Origin of the sequence: Streptomyces sp. NPDC057616 (assembly GCF_042800575.1) — a bacterium.
In the GTDB taxonomy this organism is placed as follows: domain Bacteria; phylum Actinomycetota; class Actinomycetes; order Streptomycetales; family Streptomycetaceae; genus Streptomyces.
In genome coordinates this window covers 69907-93814 of the sequence record NZ_JBHVGU010000030.1, presented here as the reverse complement: position 1 = coordinate 93814, position 23908 = coordinate 69907, and the positions used below count along the sequence as shown (strand labels likewise).

22 protein-coding genes and 1 tRNA gene are annotated in these 23908 nt (G+C 72.0%); 9 read left to right on the top strand and 14 right to left on the bottom strand.

Annotation, left to right across the window (positions count from 1 at the left end):
• The first annotated feature begins 180 nt into the window (after nucleotides 1-180).
• Nucleotides 181-954, top strand: a complete 774-nt coding sequence (locus tag ACFU97_RS32230; protein ID WP_384263826.1) for a LuxR C-terminal-related transcriptional regulator — start codon at nucleotides 181-183, stop codon at nucleotides 952-954.
• Between the two features lie 35 nt (nucleotides 955-989).
• Here ACFU97_RS32230 and tamR read toward each other — a convergent pair whose 3' ends face one another.
• Nucleotides 990-1487: a MarR family transcriptional regulator TamR gene (gene tamR / locus ACFU97_RS32225; protein WP_328871921.1), complete on the bottom strand. Its 498-nt coding sequence runs from the start codon at nucleotides 1485-1487 to the stop codon at nucleotides 990-992.
• 115 nt (nucleotides 1488-1602) lie between these two features.
• Between tamR and ACFU97_RS32220 the strand changes: the two genes are divergently transcribed.
• From ACFU97_RS32220 to ACFU97_RS32210, 3 genes are all read left to right on the top strand, one after another.
• Entirely contained in the window at nucleotides 1603-2418 is an 816-nt protein-coding gene (locus ACFU97_RS32220) for a trans-aconitate 2-methyltransferase (RefSeq protein ID WP_384263824.1), read from the top strand.
• Nucleotides 2419-2422: 4 nt separating this feature from the next.
• Entirely contained in the window at nucleotides 2423-2791 is a 369-nt protein-coding gene (locus ACFU97_RS32215) for a VOC family protein (protein ID WP_384263821.1), read from the top strand.
• A gap of 63 nt (nucleotides 2792-2854) precedes the next feature.
• A complete protein-coding gene (locus ACFU97_RS32210) occupies nucleotides 2855-3028 on the top strand; it encodes a CsbD family protein (RefSeq protein WP_384263819.1) in 174 nt (57 codons plus the stop codon).
• 26 nt (nucleotides 3029-3054) lie between these two features.
• On the opposite strand, the gene ACFU97_RS32205 is transcribed toward ACFU97_RS32210, so the two are convergent.
• Both ACFU97_RS32205 and ACFU97_RS32200 read right to left on the bottom strand, forming a co-directional pair.
• Nucleotides 3055-3732, bottom strand: coding sequence for a TetR family transcriptional regulator (locus tag ACFU97_RS32205; protein WP_384263817.1), 678 nt, complete (start codon nucleotides 3730-3732; stop codon nucleotides 3055-3057).
• Nucleotides 3729-4736, bottom strand: a complete 1008-nt coding sequence (locus ACFU97_RS32200) for an acyl-CoA desaturase (protein WP_384263815.1) — start codon at nucleotides 4734-4736, stop codon at nucleotides 3729-3731. Before ACFU97_RS32200 ends, ACFU97_RS32205 begins: the two co-directional genes overlap by 4 nt.
• Nucleotides 4737-5046: 310 nt before the next feature.
• Here ACFU97_RS32200 and ppc point away from each other — a divergent pair, with 310 nt between their 5' ends.
• Entirely contained in the window at nucleotides 5047-7776 is a 2730-nt protein-coding gene (gene ppc / locus ACFU97_RS32195; RefSeq protein WP_384263812.1) for a phosphoenolpyruvate carboxylase, read from the top strand.
• 81 nt (nucleotides 7777-7857) lie between these two features.
• Here the strand turns inward: ppc and ACFU97_RS32190 are convergent, their stop codons facing one another.
• The 8 genes from ACFU97_RS32190 to ACFU97_RS32155 all read right to left on the bottom strand — a co-directional run bounded on the left by ACFU97_RS32190 (nucleotide 7858) and on the right by ACFU97_RS32155 (nucleotide 14373).
• A complete protein-coding gene (locus ACFU97_RS32190) occupies nucleotides 7858-8556 on the bottom strand; it encodes an LPXTG cell wall anchor domain-containing protein (protein WP_384263810.1) in 699 nt (232 codons plus the stop codon).
• Between the two features lie 136 nt (nucleotides 8557-8692).
• The gene (locus ACFU97_RS32185; protein WP_384263808.1) at nucleotides 8693-9196 is read right to left on the bottom strand and encodes a hypothetical protein; all 504 of its coding nucleotides are present in this window, start codon (nucleotides 9194-9196) and stop codon (nucleotides 8693-8695) included.
• Between the two features lie 42 nt (nucleotides 9197-9238).
• Complete coding sequence (gene pth / locus ACFU97_RS32180) at nucleotides 9239-9841, bottom strand: aminoacyl-tRNA hydrolase (RefSeq protein WP_384263805.1); 603 nt, start codon at nucleotides 9839-9841, stop codon at nucleotides 9239-9241.
• A 114-nt stretch (nucleotides 9842-9955) separates the two neighbouring features.
• Nucleotides 9956-10558 carry a 50S ribosomal protein L25/general stress protein Ctc gene (locus ACFU97_RS32175; protein WP_384263803.1) on the bottom strand — a complete coding sequence of 201 codons (603 nt, stop codon included), beginning with the start codon at nucleotides 10556-10558 and terminating at the stop codon, nucleotides 9956-9958.
• A 200-nt stretch (nucleotides 10559-10758) separates the two neighbouring features.
• The gene (locus tag ACFU97_RS32170; protein ID WP_384263800.1) at nucleotides 10759-11733 is read right to left on the bottom strand and encodes a ribose-phosphate diphosphokinase; all 975 of its coding nucleotides are present in this window, start codon (nucleotides 11731-11733) and stop codon (nucleotides 10759-10761) included.
• A gap of 114 nt (nucleotides 11734-11847) precedes the next feature.
• Entirely contained in the window at nucleotides 11848-13296 is a 1449-nt protein-coding gene (gene glmU, locus ACFU97_RS32165; RefSeq protein WP_384263798.1) for a bifunctional UDP-N-acetylglucosamine diphosphorylase/glucosamine-1-phosphate N-acetyltransferase GlmU, read from the bottom strand.
• Nucleotides 13297-13417: 121 nt separating this feature from the next.
• Nucleotides 13418-13489: transfer RNA gene (locus tag ACFU97_RS32160), tRNA-Gln, on the bottom strand.
• 23 nt (nucleotides 13490-13512) lie between these two features.
• Nucleotides 13513-14373: a hypothetical protein gene (locus tag ACFU97_RS32155; RefSeq protein WP_384263795.1), complete on the bottom strand. Its 861-nt coding sequence runs from the start codon at nucleotides 14371-14373 to the stop codon at nucleotides 13513-13515.
• A gap of 167 nt (nucleotides 14374-14540) precedes the next feature.
• Here ACFU97_RS32155 and ACFU97_RS32150 point away from each other — a divergent pair, with 167 nt between their 5' ends.
• Entirely contained in the window at nucleotides 14541-15848 is a 1308-nt protein-coding gene (locus tag ACFU97_RS32150; RefSeq protein WP_384263792.1) for a sensor histidine kinase, read from the top strand.
• A gap of 113 nt (nucleotides 15849-15961) precedes the next feature.
• On the opposite strand, the gene ACFU97_RS32145 is transcribed toward ACFU97_RS32150, so the two are convergent.
• Both ACFU97_RS32145 and ACFU97_RS32140 read right to left on the bottom strand, forming a co-directional pair.
• The gene (locus ACFU97_RS32145; RefSeq protein WP_384263789.1) at nucleotides 15962-16456 is read right to left on the bottom strand and encodes an SUKH-3 domain-containing protein; all 495 of its coding nucleotides are present in this window, start codon (nucleotides 16454-16456) and stop codon (nucleotides 15962-15964) included.
• A 74-nt stretch (nucleotides 16457-16530) separates the two neighbouring features.
• Nucleotides 16531-17088 carry a YwqJ-related putative deaminase gene (locus ACFU97_RS32140; protein WP_384263786.1) on the bottom strand — a complete coding sequence of 186 codons (558 nt, stop codon included), beginning with the start codon at nucleotides 17086-17088 and terminating at the stop codon, nucleotides 16531-16533.
• A gap of 357 nt (nucleotides 17089-17445) precedes the next feature.
• On the opposite strand from ACFU97_RS32140, the gene ACFU97_RS32135 reads away from it, so the two are divergent.
• From ACFU97_RS32135 to ACFU97_RS32125, 3 genes are all read left to right on the top strand, one after another.
• The gene (locus ACFU97_RS32135; protein ID WP_384263783.1) at nucleotides 17446-18444 is read left to right on the top strand and encodes an SMI1/KNR4 family protein; all 999 of its coding nucleotides are present in this window, start codon (nucleotides 17446-17448) and stop codon (nucleotides 18442-18444) included.
• A 7-nt stretch (nucleotides 18445-18451) separates the two neighbouring features.
• A complete protein-coding gene (locus ACFU97_RS32130; RefSeq protein ID WP_384263780.1) occupies nucleotides 18452-21160 on the top strand; it encodes an SUKH-4 family immunity protein in 2709 nt (902 codons plus the stop codon).
• A gap of 218 nt (nucleotides 21161-21378) precedes the next feature.
• Entirely contained in the window at nucleotides 21379-22266 is an 888-nt protein-coding gene (locus ACFU97_RS32125; protein ID WP_384263777.1) for a cellulose-binding protein, read from the top strand.
• 57 nt (nucleotides 22267-22323) lie between these two features.
• On the opposite strand, the gene ACFU97_RS32120 is transcribed toward ACFU97_RS32125, so the two are convergent.
• Nucleotides 22324-23904, bottom strand: coding sequence for a cation acetate symporter (locus ACFU97_RS32120; RefSeq protein ID WP_384263921.1), 1581 nt, complete (start codon nucleotides 23902-23904; stop codon nucleotides 22324-22326).
• Nucleotides 23905-23908: the final 4 nt, after the last annotated feature.

Sequence of the window (23908 nt, the reverse complement as noted above, 5' to 3'; positions counted from 1 at the left end):
GGGTACGACGCCCGAAGTGGGGGTAGCAGATTCCGCACGGCGGTGGCCGTGCGGTGTGCCGATCCGGTCCCAGGTGGTCGCTGACGGCCTGGGATCACTTCGGGCGCCGTACCTGCGCCCGCGTGGTCTCCCGCAGATGGGGTATCCCCTGCTCTTCGAGAGCTTGGGGAAGGGGGTTTCGTGGTTCGCATCCGAGTCCTGGTCGTGGACGACCATCGCATCTTCGCCGAGTCGCTCGCCGCAGCCCTGGCGGCCGAACCCGACGTCGACGTGTCCGCGGCCGGAAGTGGTCCCGCCGCCCTGCGCAGCCTGGAGCGCGCGGCGGCCGAGGGACGCCGGTTCGACGTCCTGCTCGTCGACTCCGACCTGGGCGGCAACGTGCCGGGCATACGTCCGGCCGTCCCCGTGCAGGAGAACAACGAGGACGGACTCGTCGACGGGATCTCGCTGGTGGCCGGTGTGCGCACCGCGCAGCAGGGTGTCCGCATCGTCGTGCTGGCCGAGAAGGACGATCCGCGCCGCGCCGCCCTGGCCCTGCAGGCCGGGGCCTCCGGCTGGGTGGCCAAGGACTGCTCGCTGTCCCGGCTGCTCAACGTCATCCGGGGGGTGCTGCGCGACGAGACGCATCTGCCGCCCGCCCTGCTCACCGGTGTCCTGCGGGAGCTGACCGCCGCCCGCAAGCACCGCACCGAGAGCGAGCGGCTGGTGGAGTCGCTCACCCCGAGAGAGCGCGAGGTGCTGCGCTGCATGGTCGCGGGACTCGGCAGGAAGGCCGTCGCCGAGCGGCTGTTCCTCTCGCCCCACACCGTGCGCACGCACATGCAGAACGTCCTCGGGAAGCTGGGGGTCCACTCGACCCTGGCGGCCGTCGCGCTGGCCCGCCGGGCCGGGGTCGGCCCCGTCGACCTGGGGCCCGCCGGCCGGATCATGCCGGAGGAGAGCAGCAGCGCCTGACCGGCGCCGCCGATGGTACGGACCCGGACCGGCGCTCAGCCGGGGATGTTGTCGAACGGGGCGGTCAGCTGGCGCAGCAGACCGGCCAGTTCGCCGCGCTGCGCCCGTGAGAGCTCGGCGAGGATCGCCCGCTCCTGGTCGAGCAGGCCGGCCAGGGCCTGATCCGCCCTGTCCTGGCCCTCGTCCGTCAGCCGCACCAGCACCCCGCGCCGGTCGCTGGGGTCGGGCAGCCGCTCGACCAGGCCCTTCTTCGCCAGGCGGTCGATGCGGTTGGTCATCGTGCCCGAGGTGACCAGGGTCTGCGTCAGCAACTGCCCCGGTGAGAGCTGGTAGGGCGTGCCCGCGCGTCTGAGCGCCGTCAGCACGTCGAACTCCCAGGGCTCCAGGCTGTGCTCGGCGAAGGCCAGCCGGCGTGCCCGGTCCAGATGCCGGGCCAGTCTGCTCACCCGGCTGAGGACCTCGAGCGGTTCCACATCGAGGTCAGGGCGCTCCCGGCGCCACGCTGCGACCAGCCGATCGACCTCGTCCTCCATGGCGATCAGTGTAGTGGTTGTGTCGACATGAAGTCTCTTGATATCAAGTCTCTTGACATCGAGGTAAGTGCGGGACCAGGCTGGGTGTCAGTCCAGAACGCCGAGGAGGCCGCCCATGCCCGCCGCTCCCACCTGGGACCCCGCCCAGTACCTGCGTCACGCCGGCCACCGCGCCCGCCCCTTCGCCGACCTCCTCGCCCGCGTCCCTGACCTGCCCGGCGGCCCACCCCGCATCGCCGACCTGGGCTGCGGCCCCGGCAACGTCACCGCGCTGCTCGCCGAGCGCTGGCCCACCGCGCACATCACCGGGTACGACAACTCGCCCGAGATGCTGGACGAGGCCGACGCCGAGCACGCCGGGCCGACCCCCGGCGGCGGCCGCCTCGACTTCGCCCGCGCCGACGTACGCACCTGGACGCCCGCCCGGCCGTACGACCTCATCGTCAGCAACGCCACCCTGCAGTGGGTCCCCGGGCACGCCGAGCGGTTCGGGGAGTGGGTCGCGGGCCTGGCGCCGGGCGGCGTCTTCGCCTTCCAGGTGCCCGGCAACTTCGACGCCCCCAGCCACCGGCTGATGCGCGAACTCGCCGGGTCCGCCCGCTGGAAGGAACGCCTCGGCGGCCTGCTGCGCCACGGTGACGCCGTCCTCGCGCCCGAGGACTACCTGCGGCGCCTGACCGCGCTCGGCTGCACGGCGGACGTGTGGGAGACGACGTACGTGCATCTGCTGACCGGCGAGGACCCGGTGCTGGACTGGGTGAAGGGGACCGGGCTGCGGCCCGTGCTCACCGCCCTCGCCGACGACCCGGCGGCCCGGGAGGAGTTCCTCGGCGCGTACCGGGAGGCGCTGCGGGAGGCCTATCCGGCCTACGAGCACGGCACACCCTTCCCCTTCCGCCGTATCTTCGCCGTCGCCCGCAAGGAGGCGTAGCCGAGTGATCACCGCCGTCGACCACGTCCAGCTGGCCGCTCCGCCCGGTTCCGAGGACAGGCTGCGGGCGTACTACGTCGCCGTGCTCGGCATGACCGAGATCCCCAAGCCGCATGTGCTCGCGGCGCGGGGAGGGTGCTGGTTCCAGACGGGGACCGTCCAGCTGCACCTCGGGATCGAGGAGGACTTCCGGCCCGCGAGGAAGGCCCACCCGGGGCTGCGCGTCACCGGCATCGAACGCTACGGCGCCCGGCTGACGGCGCACGGGGCGCAGGTGGAGTGGGACGAGAACCTGCCCGGGTACCGGCGGTTCTACTCCAGCGACCCCGTGGGCAACCGGCTGGAGTTCCTGGAGCCGCTGACCGCCGTTTGAGCGGCAGTTGGCGGGCTACCCGGTGAGACGACCGACCGACGCCGAACCCGGGGAGTGAGTGACATGGCGAAGGAAGAAAAGGCCAGGGCCAAGAAGGAACAGATGAAGGGCAAGGCCAAGGAAGCGATGGGCCGGATGACCGGCAACGAGCGGATGACCGCCAAGGGCAAGGCGGATCAGGTGAAGGGCGACGCACGCCAGGCCAAGGAGAAGGGCAAGGACACCTTCAAACACTGAGCGTGGCATCGCCCGGGGCGTCGGAGTCAGTGCTTCCGGCGCCCTATCAGATGCGGTTTCGCCTCCAGCCCGTCCAGGCCGTGCCACGCCAGGTTCACCAGATGCGCGGCGACCTCCGCCTTCTTCGGACGGCGCACGTCCAGCCACCACTGGCCGGTCAGCGCGACCATGCCGACCAGCGCCTGCGCGTACAGCGGGGCGAGCTTGGGGTCGAAGCCGCGGCTCTTGAACTCCCGGCCCAGGATGTCCTCCACCTGGGTCGCGATGTCCGAGATCAGCGAGGCGAAGGAACCGGTCGACTGCGGGATGGGCGAGTCACGGACCAGGATGCGGAAGCCGTCCGTGTACTCCTCGATGTAGTCCAGGAGCGCGAAGGCCGCCTGCTCGCACAGCTCACGGGGATGGCCGGCCGTCAGCGAGCCGGTCACCATGTCCAGCAGCCGCCGCATCTCGCGGTCCACCACCACCGCGTACAGCCCTTCCTTGCCGCCGAAGTGCTCGTAGACCACCGGCTTGGAGACCCCGGCCTTCGCGGCGATCTCCTCCACCGACGTGCCCTCGAAGCCCTTGGCGGCGAACAGGGTGCGGCCGATCTCCAGAAGCTGCTGGCGGCGCTCGGCCCCCGTCATCCGGGTGCGGCGCGCCCGCCGCGGCTTCTCATTGCTCGGGGTGCTGCTCGGATCGGTCGCCACGGCGTCAATCATGCCGCCTCGGCCGTCTCCTTCCGGCGCCCGGAGTCGTCTTCGCCGGTGTTACGGCGTGAATCGATACGTGAGCGTGACGGCCAGCGAACGTCGTACGCCCAGCCGAGCTGCTCGCACCAGCGGATGATGCGCGCCGAGGAGTCCAGCTGCCCGCGCTCCACGCCGTGCCGCGCCGAGGTCGGGTCGGCGTGGTGCAGGTTGTGCCAGGACTCGCCGCAGGAGAGCACGGCCAGCCACCACACGTTGCCCGAGCGGTCCCGCGACTTGAAGGGGCGCTTGCCGACCGCGTGGCAGATCGAGTTGATCGACCAGGTCACATGGTGCAGCAGAGCCACCCGGACGAGCGAACCCCAGAAGAACCCCGTGAACGCGCCCCACCAGGACCAGGTCGCCAGACCGCCGATCACGGCGGGCAGGGCGAGCGACAGGATCGTCCAGTAGACGAACTGGCGGGAGATCGCACGGATCGCCGGGTCCTTGATCAGGTCCGGGGCGTACTTCTCCTGCGGCGTCTGCTCCTCGTCGAACATCCAGCCGATGTGCGCCCACCACAGGCCCTTCATCAGGGCCGGGAGCGTCTCGCCGAAACGCCACGGGGAGTGCGGGTCGCCCTCGGCGTCGGAGAACTTGTGGTGCTTGCGGTGGTCGGCCACCCACCGCACGATCGGGCCCTCCACGGCCAGCGAGCCCGCGATGGCCAGCGCGATGCGCAGCGGCCGCCTCGCCTTGAACGAGCCGTGGGTGAAGTAGCGGTGGAAGCCGATCGTGATGCCGTGGCAGCCGATGTAATAGAAGAGGACCAGCAGGCCCAGATCCAGCCAGCTCACACCCCAGCCCCAGGCCAGCGGTACCGCGGCGACGAGTGCCAGGAACGGGACGACGATGAACAGCAGCAGCGCGATCTGCTCGATCGACCGCTTCTTCTCGCCGCCGAGCGTGGCGGATGATGGCGGGGTGTCGGTCGCCTTCGGGGCGTCGTCGATCACATCGGAGCTCGTGGTCATGGGCGTCCCCTGTGGGGTCGAGGGTTGAGGCAGGTGCCGGGTCGGCTGTGGGAACCGTGCCCAGGTTCCGTTACATCGGTTCCTACGGTTCCGTAACCTACGGCGTCGTAAGTATGGCAGCGAGTCGCCGGGCGGCAAGAGCCCGCAATACTGCGCGTCCGCATGGACACCTATCCTTGGAGTCGGTCGGACAGCGCGGTCCGCTCTGATTCCTTCCCGGATGTCAGGGCCGTATGCGGCGATGGCCGCGCGGCCCCCCGGCGCCGGGTTCCCCCCTGGACGAGCTTCAACACTGCAAGGAGCCGCACCTGTGAGCAGTGCCGACGACCAGACCACGACGACCAGCGAGCTGCGCGCCGACATCCGCCGGCTCGGAGATCTCCTCGGCGAGACCCTCGTACGCCAGGAGGGTCCCGAGCTCCTCGACCTGGTCGAGAAGGTCCGCCGCCTCACCCGCGAGGACGGAGAGGCCGCCGCCGAGCTGCTGCGCGGCACCGAACTGCAGACCGCGGCCAAGCTGGTCCGCGCCTTCTCCACCTACTTCCACCTGGCCAACGTCACCGAGCAGGTGCACCGCGGCCGCGAGCTGCGCGAGCGCCGCGCCGCCGAGGGCGGGCTGCTGGCCCGCACCGCCGACCGGCTCAAGGACGCCGACCCGGAGCACCTGCGCCAGACCGTCCGGCACCTCAACGTCCGGCCCGTCTTCACGGCGCACCCCACCGAGGCCGCGCGCCGCTCGGTCCTCAACAAGCTCCGGCGCATCGCCGCGCTCCTGGAGACGCCGGTCATCGAGGCCGACCGCCGCCGCCACGACACCCGGCTGGCCGAGAACATCGACCTCGTCTGGCAGACCGACGAGCTGCGCGTCGTGCGCCCCGAGCCCGCCGACGAGGCCCGCAACGCCATCTACTACCTCGACGAGCTGCACGCCGGCGCCGTCGGCGACGTCCTGGAGGACCTCACCGCCGAGCTGGAGCGCGTCGGCGTCCAGCTCCCCGACGACACCCGCCCGCTGACCTTCGGCACCTGGATCGGCGGCGACCGCGACGGCAACCCGAACGTCACCCCCCAGGTCACCTGGGACGTGCTGATCCTCCAGCACGAGCACGGCATCAACGACGCCCTGGACCTGATCGACGAGCTCCGGCACTTCCTGTCGAACTCCATCCGCTACACGGGCGCCACCCAGGAACTCCTGGACTCCCTCACGGCCGACCTCGACCGGCTGCCCGAGATCAGCCCCCGCTACAAGCGCCTGAACGCCGAGGAGCCCTACCGGCTCAAGGCCACCTGCATCCGGCAGAAGCTGGAGAACACCAAGCAGCGCCTGGCCAAGGGCACCCCGCACCAGGCCGGCCGCGACTACCTCGGCACCGGCGAGCTGCTGCAGGACCTCACCCTGATCCAGAGCTCCCTGCGCGAGCACCGGGGCGGGCTCTTCGCCGACGGCCGCATGAACCGCACCATCCGCACCCTGGCCGCCTTCGGCCTCCAGCTCGCCACCATGGACGTACGCGAGCACGCGGACGCCCACCACCACGCCCTCGGCCAGCTCTTCGACCGGCTCGGCGAGGAGTCCTGGCGCTACGCCGACATGCCCCGCGAGTACCGGGCCAAGCTCCTCGCCAAGGAGCTGCGCTCCCGCCGGCCGCTCGCGCCCACCCCGGCGCCCGTGGACGCGGCCGGCGAGAAGACCCTCGGCGTCTTCCAGACCGTGAAGCGGGCCCTGGAGGTCTTCGGGCCCGAGGTCGTGGAGTCGTACATCATCTCCATGTGCCAGGGCGCCGACGACGTGTTCGCCGCCGCCGTCCTCGCCCGCGAGGCGGGCCTGCTGGACCTGCACGCCGGCTGGGCCAAGATCGGCATCGTGCCGCTGCTGGAGACCACCGACGAGCTCAAGGCCGCCGACACGATCCTGGAGGACATGCTCTCCGACCCGTCCTACCGGCGCCTCGTCGCGCTCCGGGGCGACGTCCAGGAGGTCATGCTCGGCTACTCCGACTCCTCCAAGTTCGGCGGCATCACCACCAGCCAGTGGGAGATCCACCGCGCCCAGCGCCGGCTGCGTGACGTCGCGCACCGCTACGGCGTCCGGCTGCGCCTCTTCCACGGCCGCGGCGGCACCGTCGGCCGCGGCGGCGGCCCCTCCCACGACGCGATCCTCGCCCAGCCCTGGGGCACCCTGGAGGGCGAGATCAAGGTCACCGAGCAGGGCGAGGTCATCTCCGACAAGTACCTCGTGCCGTCCCTGGCCCGCGAGAACCTGGAGCTGACCGTCGCGGCGACCCTGCAGGCCTCCGCGCTGCACACCGCCCCGCGCCAGTCCGTCGAGGCCCTCGCCCGCTGGGACGCCGCCATGGACGTCGTCTCCGACGCCGCCCACTCCGCCTACCGCAGGCTCGTCGAGGACCCCGACCTGCCGAACTACTTCCTCGCCTCCACGCCGGTCGACCAGCTCGCCGACCTGCACCTGGGCTCGCGGCCCTCCCGCCGCCCCGGCTCGGGCGTCTCGCTCGACGGACTGCGCGCCATCCCGTGGGTGTTCGGCTGGACCCAGTCCCGGCAGATCGTGCCCGGCTGGTTCGGCGTCGGCTCCGGCCTGAAGGCGCTGCGCGAGGCGGGCCTGGACACCGTGCTCGACGAGATGCACGAGCAGTGGCACTTCTTCCGCAACTTCATCTCCAACGTCGAGATGACGCTCGCCAAGACCGACCTGCGGATCGCCGCCCACTACGTCGACACCCTCGTGCCGGACGAGCTCAAGCACGTCTTCGACACCATCAAGGCCGAGCACGAGCTGACCGTGCGCGAGGTGCTGCGGGTGACCGGGGAGGACGAGCTGCTCGACGCCCAGCCGGTGCTGAAGCAGACCTTCGGCATCCGCGACGCCTACCTGGACCCGATCTCCTACCTCCAGGTGACGCTGCTCAGGCGCCAGCGCGACGCCGCGGCCGCGGGCGAGGAGCCCGACCCGCTGCTCTCCCGCGCCCTGCTCCTGACGGTCAACGGCGTGGCGGCGGGCCTGCGCAACACCGGCTGACGCCTCCCGGCACGAAGGGGTGCCCCCGAGCTCCGTTCGAGCTCGGGGGCACCCCTTTTCCGTGTGTACGGCCTGCCGGCGTCAGGCCCGGCGCCGGCGCGCCACCAGGTAGCCGCCGCCCGCCACCAGCGTGGCCGCCAGACCGGAGAGCAGGGCCACCGGCACGCCGTTGCCCGTCTCGGCGAGATCGCCCGAACCGCTGCCGCCCTGGGCGGACGGGGACGAGGACGCGGCGGGCGCCGCACCGGACGACTCGCTCGGGGAGGCGGCGGCGGAGGAGGTGTCCGCGGCCGGCGAGGACGACTCGGAGCCCGGCGCCGACGACCCGGACGCCGACGGTGTGGCCGTCGTGCCGCCGCCGCCCTGCGTGTCACCGCAGTCCGTCCAGAACACCTTGTGCTTGGCGGCGCCCTTCTCGCCGTCGAAGTTCCAGAACAGCTTGTAGTGACCGTCGGGCAGCGACATGTCCTCAGTGCGGCCGTTGCCCTCGGTGCCGAGGTTGATGGCGCCGGTCTTCACCGTCTCGCCCTTGGTGTGGGCGGTCGGGGCCCAGGCCTCGATGTGCCAGTCGACCTGCTGGACACCGTCGAAGCCGAAGGCGTCCAGATAGAACGTGCAGACGTGCGGCTCGTTGCGCCGCAGCTCGTCGCCGGTCTTCGCGTCGTGGATCTTCACCGTCCCGTTGTCACCGGGGGCGGTGGCGTGAGCGGCGACCGGGGCGCAGAGCAGCGCGGCCGCGGCGACGGCGGACAGTGCGCCGGCGCGGATGAGGGTACGCATGGGGCAGTTCCATCTTCGAGTTGCGGACGGGAAGATGTGGAGGGGGCGGCTCAGCATCCAGCCACCACTGACCCAGGGTCAATCACGAACAGACAACGCTCTGTTCACGCACAGGAGACCGGTCGGACGAATGCCGTCACAGGGCCGCAAAAGCCGCCGTCAGCAGCGCCGCGCCCGCGAGCGCCAGCACCCACGCCGGCCGCGTCCGGCGCAGCCCGCCCGCCACGACCACCGACGCGAGCAGCAGCGCCCCGCCCATCGGCACCCACGCGTACAGCACTCCGGCCGGGCCCGAGCGCAGCACCTCGTCGCCGCCCGGCTTCACCACCACCGCGTACGTCTGCCCCTTGCGCACCGCGACGGACTTCTCGATCACGACCCGGTCCGGTCCGGGCGAGCCCGCCGAGGCGGGTGTGAAGGGGCCGGTGCAGGTGTCGTCCCCGCACCGCGTCACCTCGATCGTGCCGTGCTCCCGGCCCTTGGTGAGCATCACGTACGGAGCGGTCCGCCACGACGCCCACACGCCCGCGATCAGGATCAGCACCGCGACCGTCCCCATCGCCGCGATCCGCCCGAACCGCAGGGCGGCGACCGAGGCCTGACGGGAGGAGCTGGCGGTGGCGGGCATGGCCGGGATCATTGGCCATACCCCTGCGAACGGTCAACTCAGGTGGGTGACAAGTCAGGAGTTGTACGTGCTTTGCGCCCGCTCCAGGCCCTCGATGACCAGACACTCCACGGCGTCCGCCGCCCGGTCCACGAAGTAGTCCAGCTCCTTGCGCTCGGCGGAGGAGAAGTCCTTCAGCACGAAGTCCGCCACCTGCATCCGCCCCGGCGGACGCCCGATCCCGAACCGCACCCGGTGGTAGTCGGCGCCCATCGCCTTCGTCATCGACTTCAGGCCGTTGTGCCCGTTGTCCCCGCCGCCCAGCTTCAGCCGCAGCGTGCCGTAGTCGATGTCCAGCTCGTCGTGGACCGCCACGATGTTCGCCACCGGGACCTTGTAGAACTCCCGCAGCGCGTTCACCGGCCCGCCCGACAGGTTCATGTACGACATCGGCTTGGCGAGGATCACCCGCCGGTTCGCCGGCCCGGGCGGCCCGATCCGGCCCTCGACGACCTGCGCCTGCGCCTTGCCCGCCCGCTTGAACCTCCCCCCGATCCGCTCGGCCAGCAGATCGGCCACCATGAACCCGACGTTGTGCCGGTTCGCGGCGTACTCGGGCCCGGGATTGCCCAGACCGACGACCAGCCAGGGGCCGCCCACGGGGGTGCTCACGTCCATGTCTCCTTGCTGTGCCTTTCCGGGGGCGGACCCCCGGACCCCCAAGCAGCCAGCCGCTGTTCCCGGCCGTGAACGACCGGGAACAGCGGCTGACCGACGATGAAACGGTGAGGATCAGGCCTCGGCGACGGCCTCGTCGGCCTCTTCGCCTTCCTCGCCCTCCGCGGCCTCCTCGGCCTGCGCGGCCAGGACCTGCAGGACGACGGCGTCCTCGTCGACGGCCAGGGTCGCGCCGGAGGGCAGGGTGATGTCCTTGGCGTGGATGGAGGCACCGGCCTCCAGGCCCTCGACGGAGACCGTGACGGACTCGGGGATGTGGGTGGCCTCGGCCTCGACCGGCAGCGCGTTCAGGACGTGCTCGAGCAGGTAGCCGCCGGGGGCCAGCTCGCCCTCGGTGTGGACCGGGATCTCCACCGTGACCTTCTCGCCGCGCTTGACCAGCAGCAGGTCGACGTGCTCCAGGAAGCCCTTGATCGGGTCACGCTGCACGGACTTCGGGATCGCCAGCTCGTTGGCCTTGCCGTCGATGTCCAGGGAGATCAGGACGTTCGGCGTACGCAGCGCCAGCAGCAGGTCGTGGCCCGGAAGGGTCAGGTGCAGCGGGTCGGAACCGTGGCCGTACAGGACACCGGGGACCTTGTTGTCACGGCGGATACGACGGGCGGCACCCTTGCCGAACTCGGTGCGCGTCTCGGCGGTGAGCTTCACCTCGGACATGATCACTCCTCGTAGAAAATCAGGAACGGACGTGGTCACCCGGCCACGAACGGCCTGCTACGAAGAGCGCGTCGATAACGGACCGCCGTACCTCGCGGAAACGAGTACGGCCTCCCTCGCCGAGCAACTGGAGCAGTCTACTCGGCGCGGGAGGCCGCAGAAAAATCGATCATGCAGAAGCGTTCAACCGCGGGAACGGCTCACTGCTCGTCGAACAGGCTCGTCACCGAACCGTCCTCGAACACCTCGCGCACCGCGCTCGCGATCGTCGGCGCGATCGACAGCACCGTGATCTTGTCCAGCTCCAGCTCGCTCGGCGTCGGCAGCGTGTTCGTGAACACGAACTCGCTCACCTTCGAGTTCTTCAGCCGGTCCGCCGCCGGACCCGACAGCACACCGTGCGTCGCCGTCACGATGACGTCCTCCGCGCCGTGCGCGAACAGGGCGTCGGCCGCCGCGCAGATCGTGCCGCCCGTGTCGATCATGTCGTCGACCAGGACACACACCCGGCCCTTCACCTCACCGACCACCTCGTGCACGGTGACCTGGTTGGCGACGTCCTTGTCCCGGCGCTTGTGCACGATCGCCAGCGGCGCGCCCAGACGGTCGCACCAGCGGTCCGCGACCCGCACCCGGCCCGCGTCCGGCGAGACCACCGTCAGCTTGTTCCGGTCGACCTTCGCCCCCACGTAGTCCGCCAGCAGCGGCAGCGCGAAGAGGTGGTCCACCGGACCGTCGAAGAAGCCCTGGATCTGGTCCGTGTGCAGATCCACCGTCAGGATCCGGTCCGCGCCCGCGCACTTCATCAGGTCCGCGACCAGACGCGCCGAGATCGGTTCACGGCCGCGGTGCTTCTTGTCCTGCCGCGCGTAACCGTAGAACGGCACGATGACCGTGATGGAGCGGGCCGACGCGCGCTTCAGCGCGTCGATCATGATGAGCTGCTCCATGATCCACTTGTTGATCGGAGCGGTGTGGCTCTGGATCAGGAAGCAGTCCGCACCACGCGCCGACTCCTGATAACGCACATAGATCTCACCGTTGGCGAAGTCGAAGGCCTTCGTCGGGACGACCCCGACACCCAGCTGCTGGGCGACCTCCTCGGCAAGCTCGGGGTGGGCGCGGCCGGAGAAGAACATCATCTTCTTCTCGCCGGTCGTCTTGATCCCGGTCACAGCACTGTCTCCTCAGAGGTTTTCAGCTGGGGGCGGTTCGAGGTGTCTCAGCTGGTGGCGGTACGGGTGTGTGCAGATATCACGGTACGCCGTGTTTGACGCACCCGAATCCGGTCAGTCTTCGCTCTCGTCCTGCCGGGACGCCGCCTCGGCGGCCTTCGCCGCGGCGCTCCCCGGGCGCTTACGAGCCACCCAACCCTCGATATTCCGTTGCTGACCACGGGCCACGGCCAGCGAACCGGGCGGCACGTCCTTCGTGATCACGGACCCGGCGGCGGTGTACGACCCGTCCCCGACCGTGACAGGAGCCACAAACATGTTGTCCGAACCCGTACGGCAATGCGACCCCACCGTGGTGTGGTGCTTCTCCTGGCCGTCGTAGTTCACGAACACGCTGGCGGCACCGATGTTGGTGTACTCGCCGATCGTCGCGTCGCCGACGTAGGACAGGTGCGGGACCTTCGTCCCCTCGCCGATCGCGGCGTTCTTCGTCTCGACGTACGTGCCCACCTTCGACTTCGCGCCGAGCCGCGTACCGGGCCGGAGATAGGCGTACGGACCCACCGTCGCCGCCGGGCCCACATGGGCGCCGTCCGCCACCGTGTTGTCCACCCGGGCACCCGCCTCGACCCGGGTGTCCTTCAGCCGGCTGTTGGGGCCGACCTCCGCGCCCTCGCCCAGGTGCGTCGCGCCCTGCAGCTGGGTGCCGGGGTGGACGACCGCGTCCTGCTCGAACGTCACCGTGACGTCGATCCACGTGGTCGCCGGGTCCACGACCGTGACGCCGTCGAGCATCGCGCGGGTGAGCAGCCGGTCGTTCAGGATCCGCCGCGCCTCGCTCAGCTGCACCCGGTTGTTGATCCCGGCGATCTCACGGTGGTCGCCGGCGACGGACGCGCCGACGCGGTGACCCGCCTCGCGCAGGATGCCGAGCACGTCCGTGAGGTACTCCTCGCCCTGGCTGTTGTCCGTCCGCACCTTCTTGAGGGCGTCGGCGAGCAACTGCCCGTCGAAGGCGAAGACACCGGAGTTGATCTCGCGGATGGCGCGCTGCGTCTCGGTGGCGTCCTTGTGCTCGACGATCTCGGTGACGGCACCGGTGTTCTCGTCGCGCAGGATCCGGCCGTAGCCGGTGGCGTCGGGGACCTCGGCACTCAGCACGGTGACGGCGTTGCCCTCGGCGGAGTGGGTGGCCGCGAGCTGCCGCAGGGTGTCGCCGGTCAGCAGGGGGGTGTCGCCGCACACGACCACGACGGTTCCGTCGACGCCGCCGCCGAGTTCGTCGAGCGCGATCCGTACGGCGTGACCGGTGCCGTTCTGCTCCGCCTGCACGGCGGTGCGCACGGCCGGGTCGATCTCGGCGAGGTGTGCGCCGACCTTCTCGCGCGCGTGCCCGACCACGACGACGAGGTTCTCGGGCTTCAACTCGCGTGCGGCGGCGAGCACATGACCCACCAGGCTGCGTCCGCAGAGCTCGTGGAGGACCTTGGGTGTGGCCGATTTCATACGGGTGCCCTCACCCGCTGCGAGAACGACGACGGCTGCCGGGCGAATGGCGCTCACGGGGTTGCCCTTCGGCTTTGGACGGGTGGGGACATCCGCAGGATACCGGGGCGTTTCGTGGGGGACATGAGAGTGGGCCCTGACAGTGCTGGCACCGGTCAGGACCCGAAACCTAGGTGAGCTCCCCCGCCAGGACTCGAACCCGGACAGATGGCACCAAAAGCCACAGTGCTGCCAATTACACCACGGGGGAACATTCTCGACTTAATCGGACATTTAGCCCGTCCGTCGAGCGGCGCCTCCTACTATGCCGTACCAGGCGCCTTCCACGCGACGATACAAGTCGGCACTGCCGAGGACGTAGACGACCAGGCAACCGCGGTAATCCGCAGAGGTGTTCTTACGGCTCGTCCGCGGATTGTGCTTCTTGAGCCCGGCCTTCTGGAATGCGCACCGCTCCACGCCCACCAGGCGAGCCCAGAACTCCTCGGCCCCCTTCGCGTCGGCCGACTCGTGGATGCTGACGCGGAAGCGCCGCCGCTCGCGCTCGACGCCGAGTACCTCGAGCCGGCGCAGGAAGAGGCTGATGACGTCGGGGTCGCTGTTGATGAACTGCAGCCTCTCGCGGCGGCTGTAAGACTTGTCCTTCGCGCCTTCCGCCCAGTGGAGGGCGACGCCCGCGAGGAAGACCTCCCGATCGGGCAGGTCGCCCACCGTGCGCCTGGCCTCTTCCTTCGTCCGGCGGCGTTGGTCCTCGCGGATTTGCAGCGTCGCCTCCCACCCCCGCCTGGAGATCGCCGCCGCCTCGTCCGGGGTGCGCTTGTGTTCCGGCTTCGGCAGGTCCCGTACCCATGGTGAGATCGAGCTCTTCGAGCAGCCCAGTTCGAGTTGGATGCGGTCGTACGTCCAGCCCTGCAGGCGTAGCTCCCGGGCCCGGTCCCGCAGGTCGTCCTTGGCGTTGGGGCGCCTGGTCCATTCCGGAGGGGGCTCGCCCTCCAGGAGGCGGTTGAGGATGTCGTTGTTGTCGATGTGGAGGCGGTCGCGGATCCGGCGGCGGCTGAGGCCTGACCGGCGGAGGGTGACCGCTTGCTCCCGTAGTGCCGCGAAGTCGGCGTACTTGCTCGGTGAATGTGCCATGGGCATACCGCCCGGGCGGAATGTGATCTTCCGGGGGTGGACGGTGTGCGAATCAGCAGTTCGAGGGAAAGGGGGGCTTTTCGTGCACGGTTCGTTACGCAGTGTGGTGTAGGCCAGTCGCGAAAACTCGCCGGAAAACCGGGCGCCGGCGCCCGTAGGCTGGAGGCATGACCACGACGGGGGAAGAGCACGCCGCGGGCCGGAAGGGGCCGTGGTGGTGGGCCAGGTGGCGTAGCGCGGCACTGGACGTCGGTCTTGCGGTGGCGTCCGCGGTGGAGTGCGCCTTCGAAGGGGTCCGGTTCGCGCGGGACGCGGGCGTCCCCGTGGCCGCGGGCATCGTCTTCGGGGTGCTCGCCGGCTCGGCGCTGGTCGTCCGGCGGCAGTGGCCGATCGCCGTCGTGCTCGTCTCGATCGCCATCACCCCGGCCCAGATGGGCTATCTGATGGGCATCGTCGGCCTGTACACGCTCGCCGCCTCCGAGATGCCGCGCCGGATCATCGCCTCGCTGGCGGGGATGTCGCTCGTCGGCATGCTGATCGTGATGTTCGTGCGGGTGCGGCAGGACATGGCGCGGGGGACCTGGGACCTCGGTGACTGGTTCGTGCCGTTCGCGGCCATCACCACCGCCATCGGCATGACCGCGCCGCCCCTGCTGCTCGGCCTGTACGTGGGTGCGCGGCGCCGGCTGATGGAGAGCCTGCGGGAGCGGGCGGACAGCCTGGAGCGGGAGTTGCAGCTGCTGGCCGAGCGCGCGGAGGAGCGGGCCGAGTGGGCGCGGGGCGAGGAGCGGACACGGATCGCGCGCGAGATGCACGACGTGGTGGCGCACCGGGTGAGTCTGATGGTGGTGCACGCGGCCGCGCTGCAGGCCGTCGCCCGCAAGGATCCGGAGAAGGCCGTGAAGAACGCCGCTCTGGTCGGGGACATGGGGCGGCAGGCGCTGACCGAGCTGCGGGAGATGCTGGGGGTGCTGCGCAGCGGTGACCAGGCGCGCCGGGCCGAGCAGGCGGTGCCGCTGGTGGCGGTGGGGGTCGCGGCGGCGGTGGCGGCGGAGCGGGCCGCCGACGAGGGGGACGGGCCGTGCCTGTCCGAACTGGAGGAGCTGATCGGGCAGTCGGCGGCCGCGGGGATGGTCGTGGACCTGTCGGTCGAGGGAGACACCCGGCTGTATGCGGCGGAGATCGAGCAGACGGCGTACCGGGTGGTGCAGGAGGCGCTGACCAACGTCCACAAGCATGCGGCGGGGGCGAAGACGTACGTGCGGCTGGCGCACCGGGTGTCGGAGATCGCGATGCAGGTGGAGAACGAGCCGCCGCCCGAGGTGTCGTCGGCGTCCTCGGCGCGGCTGCCGTCGGGGGGCAACGGCCTGGTGGGGATGAGGGAGCGGGTCACCGCGCTGGGCGGGGTGTTCGTGTCGGGGCCGACGGACGCGGGGGGTTTTCGGGTGTCGGCGGTGATTCCCGCCACGGCGTGAGGCTCCGCCGGTTCAGCGGGGTGCCGTGCGCTGTGTTGGCGGCTTGTTCGTCGGGTGCTGCTGCGTCGTGGCTTGTCGCGCAGTTCCTTGCGCCCCTTTGGGGCGTCGGTGGTTCAGCCTGCGGTGAGGCGGACCGGTTCTACGCCGGAGACGAGGGCCGCGAGGGCCTGGTCGATGTCGGGGCCCAGGTACCAGTCGCCCGTGTGATCGAGGGCGTAGACGCGGCCTTCGGCGTCGACGGCGACGAGGGACTGGTGGTCGGTCTCGGTGCCGAGGGGGCTGACCTCGGTGTCGAGGGCGCGGCCGAGGTCGGCGAGGGTGCGGGCCATGTGGAGCCCGTGCAGGGGGTCGACGTGCAGGGCGGTGGGGGCGACCTGGCGGCCGGGCCCGGTGGGTGCGATGTGCAGGCCGCCGAACTCGGCCCAGGCCTCGACGGCGGCGGGGAAGACGGCGTGCCGGTGGCCCCCGGGTGAGGCGTGCTCGCGCAGGGTGTCCGCCCAGATCTCGGCCTGCTTTATGTCCCAGCGCCCGGGCTGCCAGCCGGCGGCGCGCAGGGCGGCGTCGACGGGTACGGGAAAGCGCGTGGTGGAGGTGCGGTCGGGGTGCATCTGCCCTTCGATCGTCGAGGTGCTGAGGTCGTGCCCGGCCCGGGGGCCGTCCTGATGGCTCGTGTCAGGGGGGATCAGTCCTCCGGCGCCGTCGGATCGACGACGCGGACGCCGAAGTGGGCGCTGAGCGCGGTGCAGGCGCGGCAGGGGGCGGCGAAGCCGCCGTGCAGGGGGTCGCCGTCCTCGCGGATCCGGCGGGTGGTGAGTTTGGCCTGCTTGAGCGCCTTGCGGGCCTCGCCGTTGGTCATGGGCTTGCGGGCGGCGCGCTTGCTGCGGGCGGCGTCGGCGGAGGCTATGTGGCGGGAGATGAGGATCGTCTCGGCGCAGCGGCCGGTGAAGCGGTCGCGCTGGGCGCTGGTGAGGGTGTCCAGGAAGTCCTGGACGAGGGGGTGCAGGGGCGGTGGCTGGTCGCCGCGGGCGGCGGTGCCGGTGAGGGTGGCGCCGCGCACGGAGAGGGCGGCGGCGACGGTGGGGAGTATGCCGTCGCGTCTGTGGCGCAGGGCCGGGGCGTGCGGGGTCTCGGTGGCGCTCCAGCCGATGCGGGGGTCGCCGGAGGTACCGCGGGGGTCGCCGGAGGTACCGGTGTGCGGTGCGGTGTCCGGTCCCGTCTGCGTCACGTTCATGATCGTCATCCCCTCCCGAGCTTCCCCCGGACGTCACAGAGTGCCAAATCCCGTGGCTGGTGCGGAAGCTGGGGCGGCGCGACACGCCAGGGTTTGGGCAGGCTGTCACGGTGGGGTGACGGCAGGTCACGGAAGCGGAAGGCGGCTGACCGGTGCCCGGTGACCGGTGCGGTCGTACCGCATAGGCTGTCGGCACCGCGGTCCATGCGGTCGGTGCGTGGTGATCCACGCGGTGGCGCGTGGTGACAGGCGCGGTGACGGTCGAGACGCCAAGTCGAGACGGACGAGACAGTCGATACGGGCGCGGTGGACGGCGTGGAGCCGGCCGCTGGGCGCCGTACCAGAGTGCCGCAGGGGGCAACCGCCATGACGACAGGTCGGCTCGGGCAGGAGGCCGCGCCGCCGAACGCGGCCTATGCCGGGCAGGTCGTGCATTTCCCGGATCCGGTACGGGCCGCACGTCACCCGAGAGGGGTACGCGTCGACGAGCGCGGCTATCCCTCCTTCTCGGCCTACGCGCGTGCGGCTGCGGAGATCGCGGAACCGCCGGAGGGGTTCGGGGTCGACGAACTGCGGCTGACGGACTACGTGTCGGCGAACGCGGCGCTGGCGGCGACCGGGCACGAGTTGTGGGACACGGTGCCCGCGGTGGCGACGCCGCACGGCTGGACGTGGCATCACGTGGCGGGTTCGCGCCGGCTCGAGCTGGTGCCGGTCGAGGTGAAGGCGCTGCTGCGCCACCACGGTGGGATAGCGACCTCGCACGTGGACCAGAACAAGCGGGGCACGCGGCCGTTGCAGGAGACGCGGCCGGCGCACTTCGGTCTGCCGAAGTCCGGGGTGGCGGTGACCGAGGCCCAGGTGCAGCAGGTCGAGGAGGACCTCGGCTACCGGTTGCCCGGTGCCTACCGCTCGTTCCTGAAGGCGGCGGGCGGCTGCGCCCCGGTGGGCGCGGCGCTCGACGCGGAGCTGGGGCTCCTGATCGACCAGCCGTTCTTCACGGTGCGGGACGAGGCGGCCGTCAACGACCTCGTCTACGTCAACAAGTGCCTGCGCGACCATCTGACCAAGGACTATCTGGGCGTGGGTTTCGTCCAGGGCGGTCTGCTCGCCGTGAAGGTGAAGGGCGAGCGGGTCGGCTCGGTGTGGTTCTGCGCCTACGACGACGCCCGCGACGCCGATCCCTCGTGGGTGCCGGCGGACCGCGTGGAGCGGCTGCTGCTGCCGTGCGGTGAGGACTTCGACCGGTTCCTGTCGCGGCTCGCGGGCAATCCGCCGGAGCTGGAGACGGTGGCGAACCTGATGGTCGACGGCGGGTTCGCGCGTGCTGTTGCGGTGTCTTCCGACTCTTCGGTGGGGGAGTGAGCGACCGATGGTGACCTTCGCGCAGGCGCAGGAGCGCGCCGAGGAGTGGATCAACGGTGACCTGCCGTCGTACCAGCACCGCGAGGTGCGGGTGCGGGAGTTCGAGCTCGGGTTCGTGGTCTGGGCCGAGGACCGGGCCGACGGGCCGCGTTCGGACGGCGGCGGCCAGCGGCTGGTGATCGCCCGGGACAGCGGCGAGGCGACCTTGTGGCCCGCGCTGCCGGTGGGCGAGGTCGTGCGCCGCTACGAGGAGGAGTACGGCCGCCCGGACGAGGACCCGGAGCCGGCGCCGGCCGCCTCGGCGCGGGTGGATCTCAACCAGACGTCCTTCCTGCTGAGTCCGCCGGAGTGGCTGCAGGAGGCGGCGGACAAGCTGGGCATCCCGGACCGGCGTGGTGACCAGGGCGCGGCCGCGGCGTCGCCCGCCGCCGCACCTTCTGCGGTTTCCGCCCCCTCTGCGGCTTCAGCACCCTCGGCAGCTTCCGCACCGTCCGCGGCCTCCTCCGGTGACGGAGAGCTGGCGCAGACGCAGGCCGGGCCGCCCGCCCGGCCGGCGGCGCCCGCGGCGCAGAGCGGTGGCGCCGGCTGGCCGGAGGCGGGAGCGGGCGGTGCCGGGCCCGCCGGGGGGACTCCCTGGGCCGGGACCGACACCAACGCGGACTCCGGCGAGGAGGGTTCCGTACCGCTGCCCGCGACCGTGTTCGCGCCGCAGCTGCGGGAGGGCGACGAAGAGCCGGACACGCCGCCGGACGCCAAGACGGCGCTGATGTCGGGCGGCAGCCAGCTGCCGCGGACGACGGTGTCGCCGTCGCTGGACGGCCCCGCGGCGCCGGTTCGGCCGGGTGCGCCCGCTCCGGGTACGCCGCCGCCGGGTGCTCCCGTGCCCGGTGCCACGCCACCCCCGCCGCCCTCGACGTACGGATATCCGCCGGGTGCGCCCGCGCCGGGTGCCACCCCGCCGCCGCCTCCTCCGCCGTCGACGTACGGCTATCCGCAGGGGCCCGGAGGGGCGCCGGGTGCGCCGCAGCCGCCGGCCGCTCCGGGCCGTCCGATGCCGCCGAACGCCGGGGACATCGCCGACGCCGCGACGAGCAAGGCCGCGCCTCCGCCGCGCCGCGCCTCGACCACGCCGCCTCCGCCGAGCGCCCCCGGCGCTCCGGGCGCGCGGCCGGCGAGCACGCCTCCGCCTCCGCCGGCACCCGGTGCGGGCGGCGCGTACGTGCCGACGCAGATGGTGTCGTCGCTCGGTCCGGACGGGCCGGAGGGCGCGTCCGGCCCGGGAGCCCCGCAGGCTCCGCCCGGCGCCCCGAACCCGCCTGGCGGTACGCCGCCCCCCGGCGGTGTCCACCACGCCGCGACGATGCTCGCCGACCCGGGCCGTGGTCCGGCCGGCGGCCCGCCGCAGCCTCCGGGTGCCCCGCACGCCCCCGGAGCGCCTGGCGCTCCCGGCGCTCCCCAGCCCCCCGGTGCCCCCGGGATGCCCCCCGCGCCCGGTGCGCAGGGTGCGTCGGCGGGCGGGCGCGGTGGGACCGTCCACCATGCGGAGACCGTGCTGGCCGCGCCGCCCGTCGGCGGGCCCGGTGCTCCTCCGGTGGGTCCTCCCGGCACGCCTCCGCCGCCGCAGGCCCCCGGGGTGCCCGGTGCCCCCGGCATGCCGCCCGGAGCCCAGCCGCCGATGCCGCCCGGCGCGATGGCACCCCCCGGACAGCAGCCCTCGTACGGCTATCCGCCGCCGCAGGGGCAGCCGACGGTCGGGCCCGGCTACCAGGCCGTGCTCCGCTACCGCGCGCAGGACGGTTCCGAGCAGCAGCTGATCCGGCGTTCGGCGCCGGGCACGCCGCATCCGGAGTGGCAGATCTTCCACGAGCTGCGCGGCATGAACGTGCCGCCGGACCAGGTGCTGGAGCTGCACACGGAGCTGGAGTCGTGCGAGCTGCCGGGCGCCTACTGCGCGCGGATGATCCGTGAGCAGTGGCCGCAGGCGCGGCTCGCGTCCATCGCGCCGTACGGCACGGACCACGCGAGCCGGCAGCAGGGCATGCAGCAACTGATCGCGCACCAGGGCGAGTTGCACCAGGTGGCGGACGGTCCCGCGCGCCCGGCGCCGGTGCGTGCGCCGCTGCCGCCGGTGCAGGCGGCGCCGCCGTTGCCGCCGGAGGGCATCGCCCAGGAGCTGGCGGGCGCGTTCGGGCCGGGGATCTTCCGGTTCGAGCAGGCGGCCGTCTCCCGGCAGGGCGTGCCGCCGGTGGTGGCGCACTCGCTGGTGGTGGCCGGTCTGCCGGCGGACATGAGCCCGTTCTTCTGGGCGCAGGCCCAGCCTGGCCGGCCGGTGCCGACGCTCGCCGAACTGGCGCAGGAGCGCGGGGTGCAGCCGTCCGCGGACGCGGGCTCGTACCTCGTCATGGGCAGTGACTTCGGCCGGGCGATCTGTGTGCAGTACGGCACCGCGAACATCGTGGCCGTGCCGGTGGAGGCGGGGCCCGGCGGGGCGCCCGTGCCGCCGCAGTTCGTGAACACGGGGCTGCCCGAGTTCCAGCGGTGCCTGGCGCTGCTGGGCCGGATGTGGCGGCTGCGGTTCGGGCTGAACCCGGAGCAGGCGGGCCGCTGGACCGTCGACTTCCAGGCCCAGCTGGCCTCCCTCGATCCGGCGGCGCTCGGCTCGCCGGAGAGCTGGTGGTCCGTGCTGCTGGAGCAGATGTGGGACGGGCTGCTGTGATCCGCCCGCGCTGACTGCGTCTGATCCGACCCCGAGGGGCCGGGCCGGTCTTCCGACCGGCCCGGCCCTTTCGCGTGCGACCGCGTGCGACCGCGTGCGACCGCGAGTGGCGCTCGGAGTGTCGCGTTATGAACACTTCCGTCCGATATATCAAGATGTGCGCGAAATCATCATTTCGCGCCCGTTCGGCGGACAGTTCGGCGGAGAGGGGTTCCAGGATGAGCGGCACACGGGTCTCGCCCCATGGCTTCGGAGTCGTACGAGGGCGTGGTTACTGTCCCGAACAGGTCGAGGCCTTCGCCGACGCGCTCTCCCGGGACCGGGACGCCGCCTGGGAGCGGGCGGCCCGGCTCACCGTGCTCGCCCGGGACATGGAGGTGGAGGCCGAGCTGCTGCAGGAGTCGGTGGCGCACCTGGCCCCGCAGTCCTACGAGACGCTCGGGGAGGGCGCGCGGCGCCTGTTCCAGTACGTGCTGGAGGAGGCGGAGGCCGTCCGGGAGCGGGCGCGGCAGGAGGCCCGGCGGTACCGGGAGGCGGCCGAGGAGCACGCGAACGGCGTGCGGGACGCCGCGCAGGCGCACGCCGACGCCGTGCGCGCCGACGCCGAGGACCGGGCCCGCCACCGGCTGCTCGCCGCGCAGGCCGAGGCCGACGAGATCCGCGTCGGCGCCCGGCGCGCGGTGAAGGAGGGCCGCGGCGAGGCGCTGTCCGCGCTGCGGGAGGTGCGCCGGCGCACCGCCGCCATGCTCACCGAGCAGGCCAAGGAGTGCGCCGATCGGTGGGCCGAGGTGGAGCAGCTGGAGTCCGACCGGATGGCCGGGCGCGACGCCCGCGGCGCCGAGCGCACGGCCCGCGCGGAGGCGGAACTGGCCGAGGCGGAGCGGCTGTTCGCCGAGGCGCAGGAGAACGACCGCCGCTGCCAGGACGAGGCGCGCGAGCGTGCCGCCGAGATTCTCGCCGGGGCGCGGCTGCGCGAGGAGCAGATCGCCCGGGAGACGGAGCAGGTGCTGCACGAGCACCAGGAGCGGTCCGGGGACGTGCAGACGGAGATGGACGTCGTACGCAACAGTCTCACGGCGCTGACGGGTTCGGCGCCGGGGGAGTGACGCGGCGCGGGGAGCCGCGGCCGGGGCGAGCGGACCCCGGCCGCGGCTTCCCGGCGCTCAGCCGGTCCGGCGCACCGCGCCCGCCAGGATCCACCCCTCGACCGCCTCGTACTGCCGGCGCTGCTCCTCCGACGCCCGGCGGCCGGAGACCACCGTGCCGAGCCAGCCGAAGGCGAAGCCCAGCGGGATCGTCAGCAGGCCGGTCGTGGTGAAGGGGAACCAGTTGAAGTCGGCGTGCGGGAAGGCCGCGGTGGGGGAGCCCGAGACCAGGTTGGTGCCCGGCATCACGAGCAGGACCGCGATCGATCCGCCGATCAGCGTCCACAGCAGGCCCGTACGGGTGTAGCGGCGCCAGAAGAGGCTGTAGACCAGGGCCGGGGCGATGGCGGAGGCGCCGAGGCAGAAGGAGAGCGTCACCAGGGGCTGCAGGCTGTGGTGCTGGACCAGCGTGGCGAGCAGGATCGCGGGAACGCCCACGGCGAGGGCCGAGACCCGGGCCAGCGTCATCTCCCGGCGCTCCGACATCTCCTCCACGCGCCCGGCGAAGACGTCGTGGGCGAGGGAGTTGGCGCAGGCGAGGATCATGCCGGCGACGGAGGCGAGCAGCGTCAGGAAGATCGCCGTCGTCACCGTCGTGAACAGGAACGTCTCCGCGGTGGAGACCTGCGCACCGAAGGCCGCGCGGGAGCCCAGCAGATAGGCCGTGTTGCCCTGCGGGTCCGCCTGCGCGATCACCGCCCGCCCGATCAGCGCGGTCGCGCCGAAGCCGACCACGGTCATGATCAGGACGAACAGCACCACCGACGACACCGCCCAGGACATCGAGCGGCGCACCTGGCGGGCGCTGCGCGCGGTGTACATGCGCATGGTGACGTGCGGCAGGCAGGCGCCGCCGATGACCACCGTGAGCTGCGAGACGATCATGTCCAGGCGGGGGGAGGAGCTGCCCGCGAACTCCACGCCGGAGTGCAGGAAGCGGGAACCGACCCCGCTCTGCGCGGCGGCCGTGCTGAACAGGGCGCCCGGGTCCCAGTCGAACCGCTTCAGCATCAGGACCGCGACGACGGCGCCCGAGCCGAGGAGCATCACGATCTTCAGGATCTGGATGAGGGCGGTGCCCTTCATGCCGCCGATCGCCGCGTAGCTGATCATCAGGGCGCCCAGGCCGATGATGCAGCCGGTCTTCAGCGAGTCGCCGGAGAAGCCCAGGATGAAGGCCAGCAGCTGCCCGGTGCCCGCCAGCTGGACCAGCATCAGCGGCAGCAGTGCGGCGATGGTGACCAGGCACGCGGTGATGCGCACGGCGCGGCCCGGCATGCGCCGCGCCAGTGCGTCGCCCATGGTGAACCGGCCCGCGTTGCGCAGGGGTTCGGCCAGCAGGAACATCAGCAGCATCAGCGACAGGGCGGTGCTCAGAGCCAGTGCGATGCCGTCGTAGCCGCACAGGGCGATGACGCCGCCGGTGCCCAGCACGCTCGCCGCGGAGATGTAGTCGCCGGCGATGGCGAGCCCGTTGCGCATGGGGGAGAGGGAGCCGTAGCCGGTGTAGAACTCGTCGAGGTCGTCACCGTCCGGGCCGGTCATCACGCACAGCAGCAGCGTGATCGTGGCGATCGCGGAGAAGGCGACCAGGGACATGGCC

Bases quoted from the DNA above. Each gene is read 5' to 3' on its own strand.
- tamR (WP_328871921.1), bottom strand. From the start codon at position 1,487: ATGGAGGACGAGGTCGATCGGCTGGTCGCAGCGTGGCGCCGGGAGCGC.
- ACFU97_RS32220 (WP_384263824.1), top strand. From the start codon at position 1,603: ATGCCCGCCGCTCCCACCTGGGACCCCGCCCAGTACCTGCGTCACGCC.
- ACFU97_RS32210 (WP_384263819.1), top strand. From the start codon at position 2,855: ATGGCGAAGGAAGAAAAGGCCAGGGCCAAGAAGGAACAGATGAAGGGC.
- ACFU97_RS32205 (WP_384263817.1), bottom strand. From the start codon at position 3,732: ATGATTGACGCCGTGGCGACCGATCCGAGCAGCACCCCGAGCAATGAG.
- ACFU97_RS32200 (WP_384263815.1), bottom strand. From the start codon at position 4,736: ATGACCACGAGCTCCGATGTGATCGACGACGCCCCGAAGGCGACCGAC.
- ACFU97_RS32190 (WP_384263810.1), bottom strand. From the start codon at position 8,556: ATGCGTACCCTCATCCGCGCCGGCGCACTGTCCGCCGTCGCCGCGGCC.
- ACFU97_RS32185 (WP_384263808.1), bottom strand. From the start codon at position 9,196: ATGATCCCGGCCATGCCCGCCACCGCCAGCTCCTCCCGTCAGGCCTCG.
- pth (WP_384263805.1), bottom strand. From the start codon at position 9,841: ATGGACGTGAGCACCCCCGTGGGCGGCCCCTGGCTGGTCGTCGGTCTG.
- ACFU97_RS32175 (WP_384263803.1), bottom strand. From the start codon at position 10,558: ATGTCCGAGGTGAAGCTCACCGCCGAGACGCGCACCGAGTTCGGCAAG.
- ACFU97_RS32155 (WP_384263795.1), bottom strand. From the start codon at position 14,373: ATGGCACATTCACCGAGCAAGTACGCCGACTTCGCGGCACTACGGGAG.
- ACFU97_RS32150 (WP_384263792.1), top strand. From the start codon at position 14,541: ATGACCACGACGGGGGAAGAGCACGCCGCGGGCCGGAAGGGGCCGTGG.
- ACFU97_RS32145 (WP_384263789.1), bottom strand. From the start codon at position 16,456: ATGCACCCCGACCGCACCTCCACCACGCGCTTTCCCGTACCCGTCGAC.
- ACFU97_RS32140 (WP_384263786.1), bottom strand. From the start codon at position 17,088: ATGACGATCATGAACGTGACGCAGACGGGACCGGACACCGCACCGCAC.
- ACFU97_RS32135 (WP_384263783.1), top strand. From the start codon at position 17,446: ATGACGACAGGTCGGCTCGGGCAGGAGGCCGCGCCGCCGAACGCGGCC.
- ACFU97_RS32130 (WP_384263780.1), top strand. From the start codon at position 18,452: ATGGTGACCTTCGCGCAGGCGCAGGAGCGCGCCGAGGAGTGGATCAAC.
- ACFU97_RS32125 (WP_384263777.1), top strand. From the start codon at position 21,379: ATGAGCGGCACACGGGTCTCGCCCCATGGCTTCGGAGTCGTACGAGGG.
- ACFU97_RS32120 (WP_384263921.1), bottom strand. From the start codon at position 23,904: ATGTCCCTGGTCGCCTTCTCCGCGATCGCCACGATCACGCTGCTGCTG.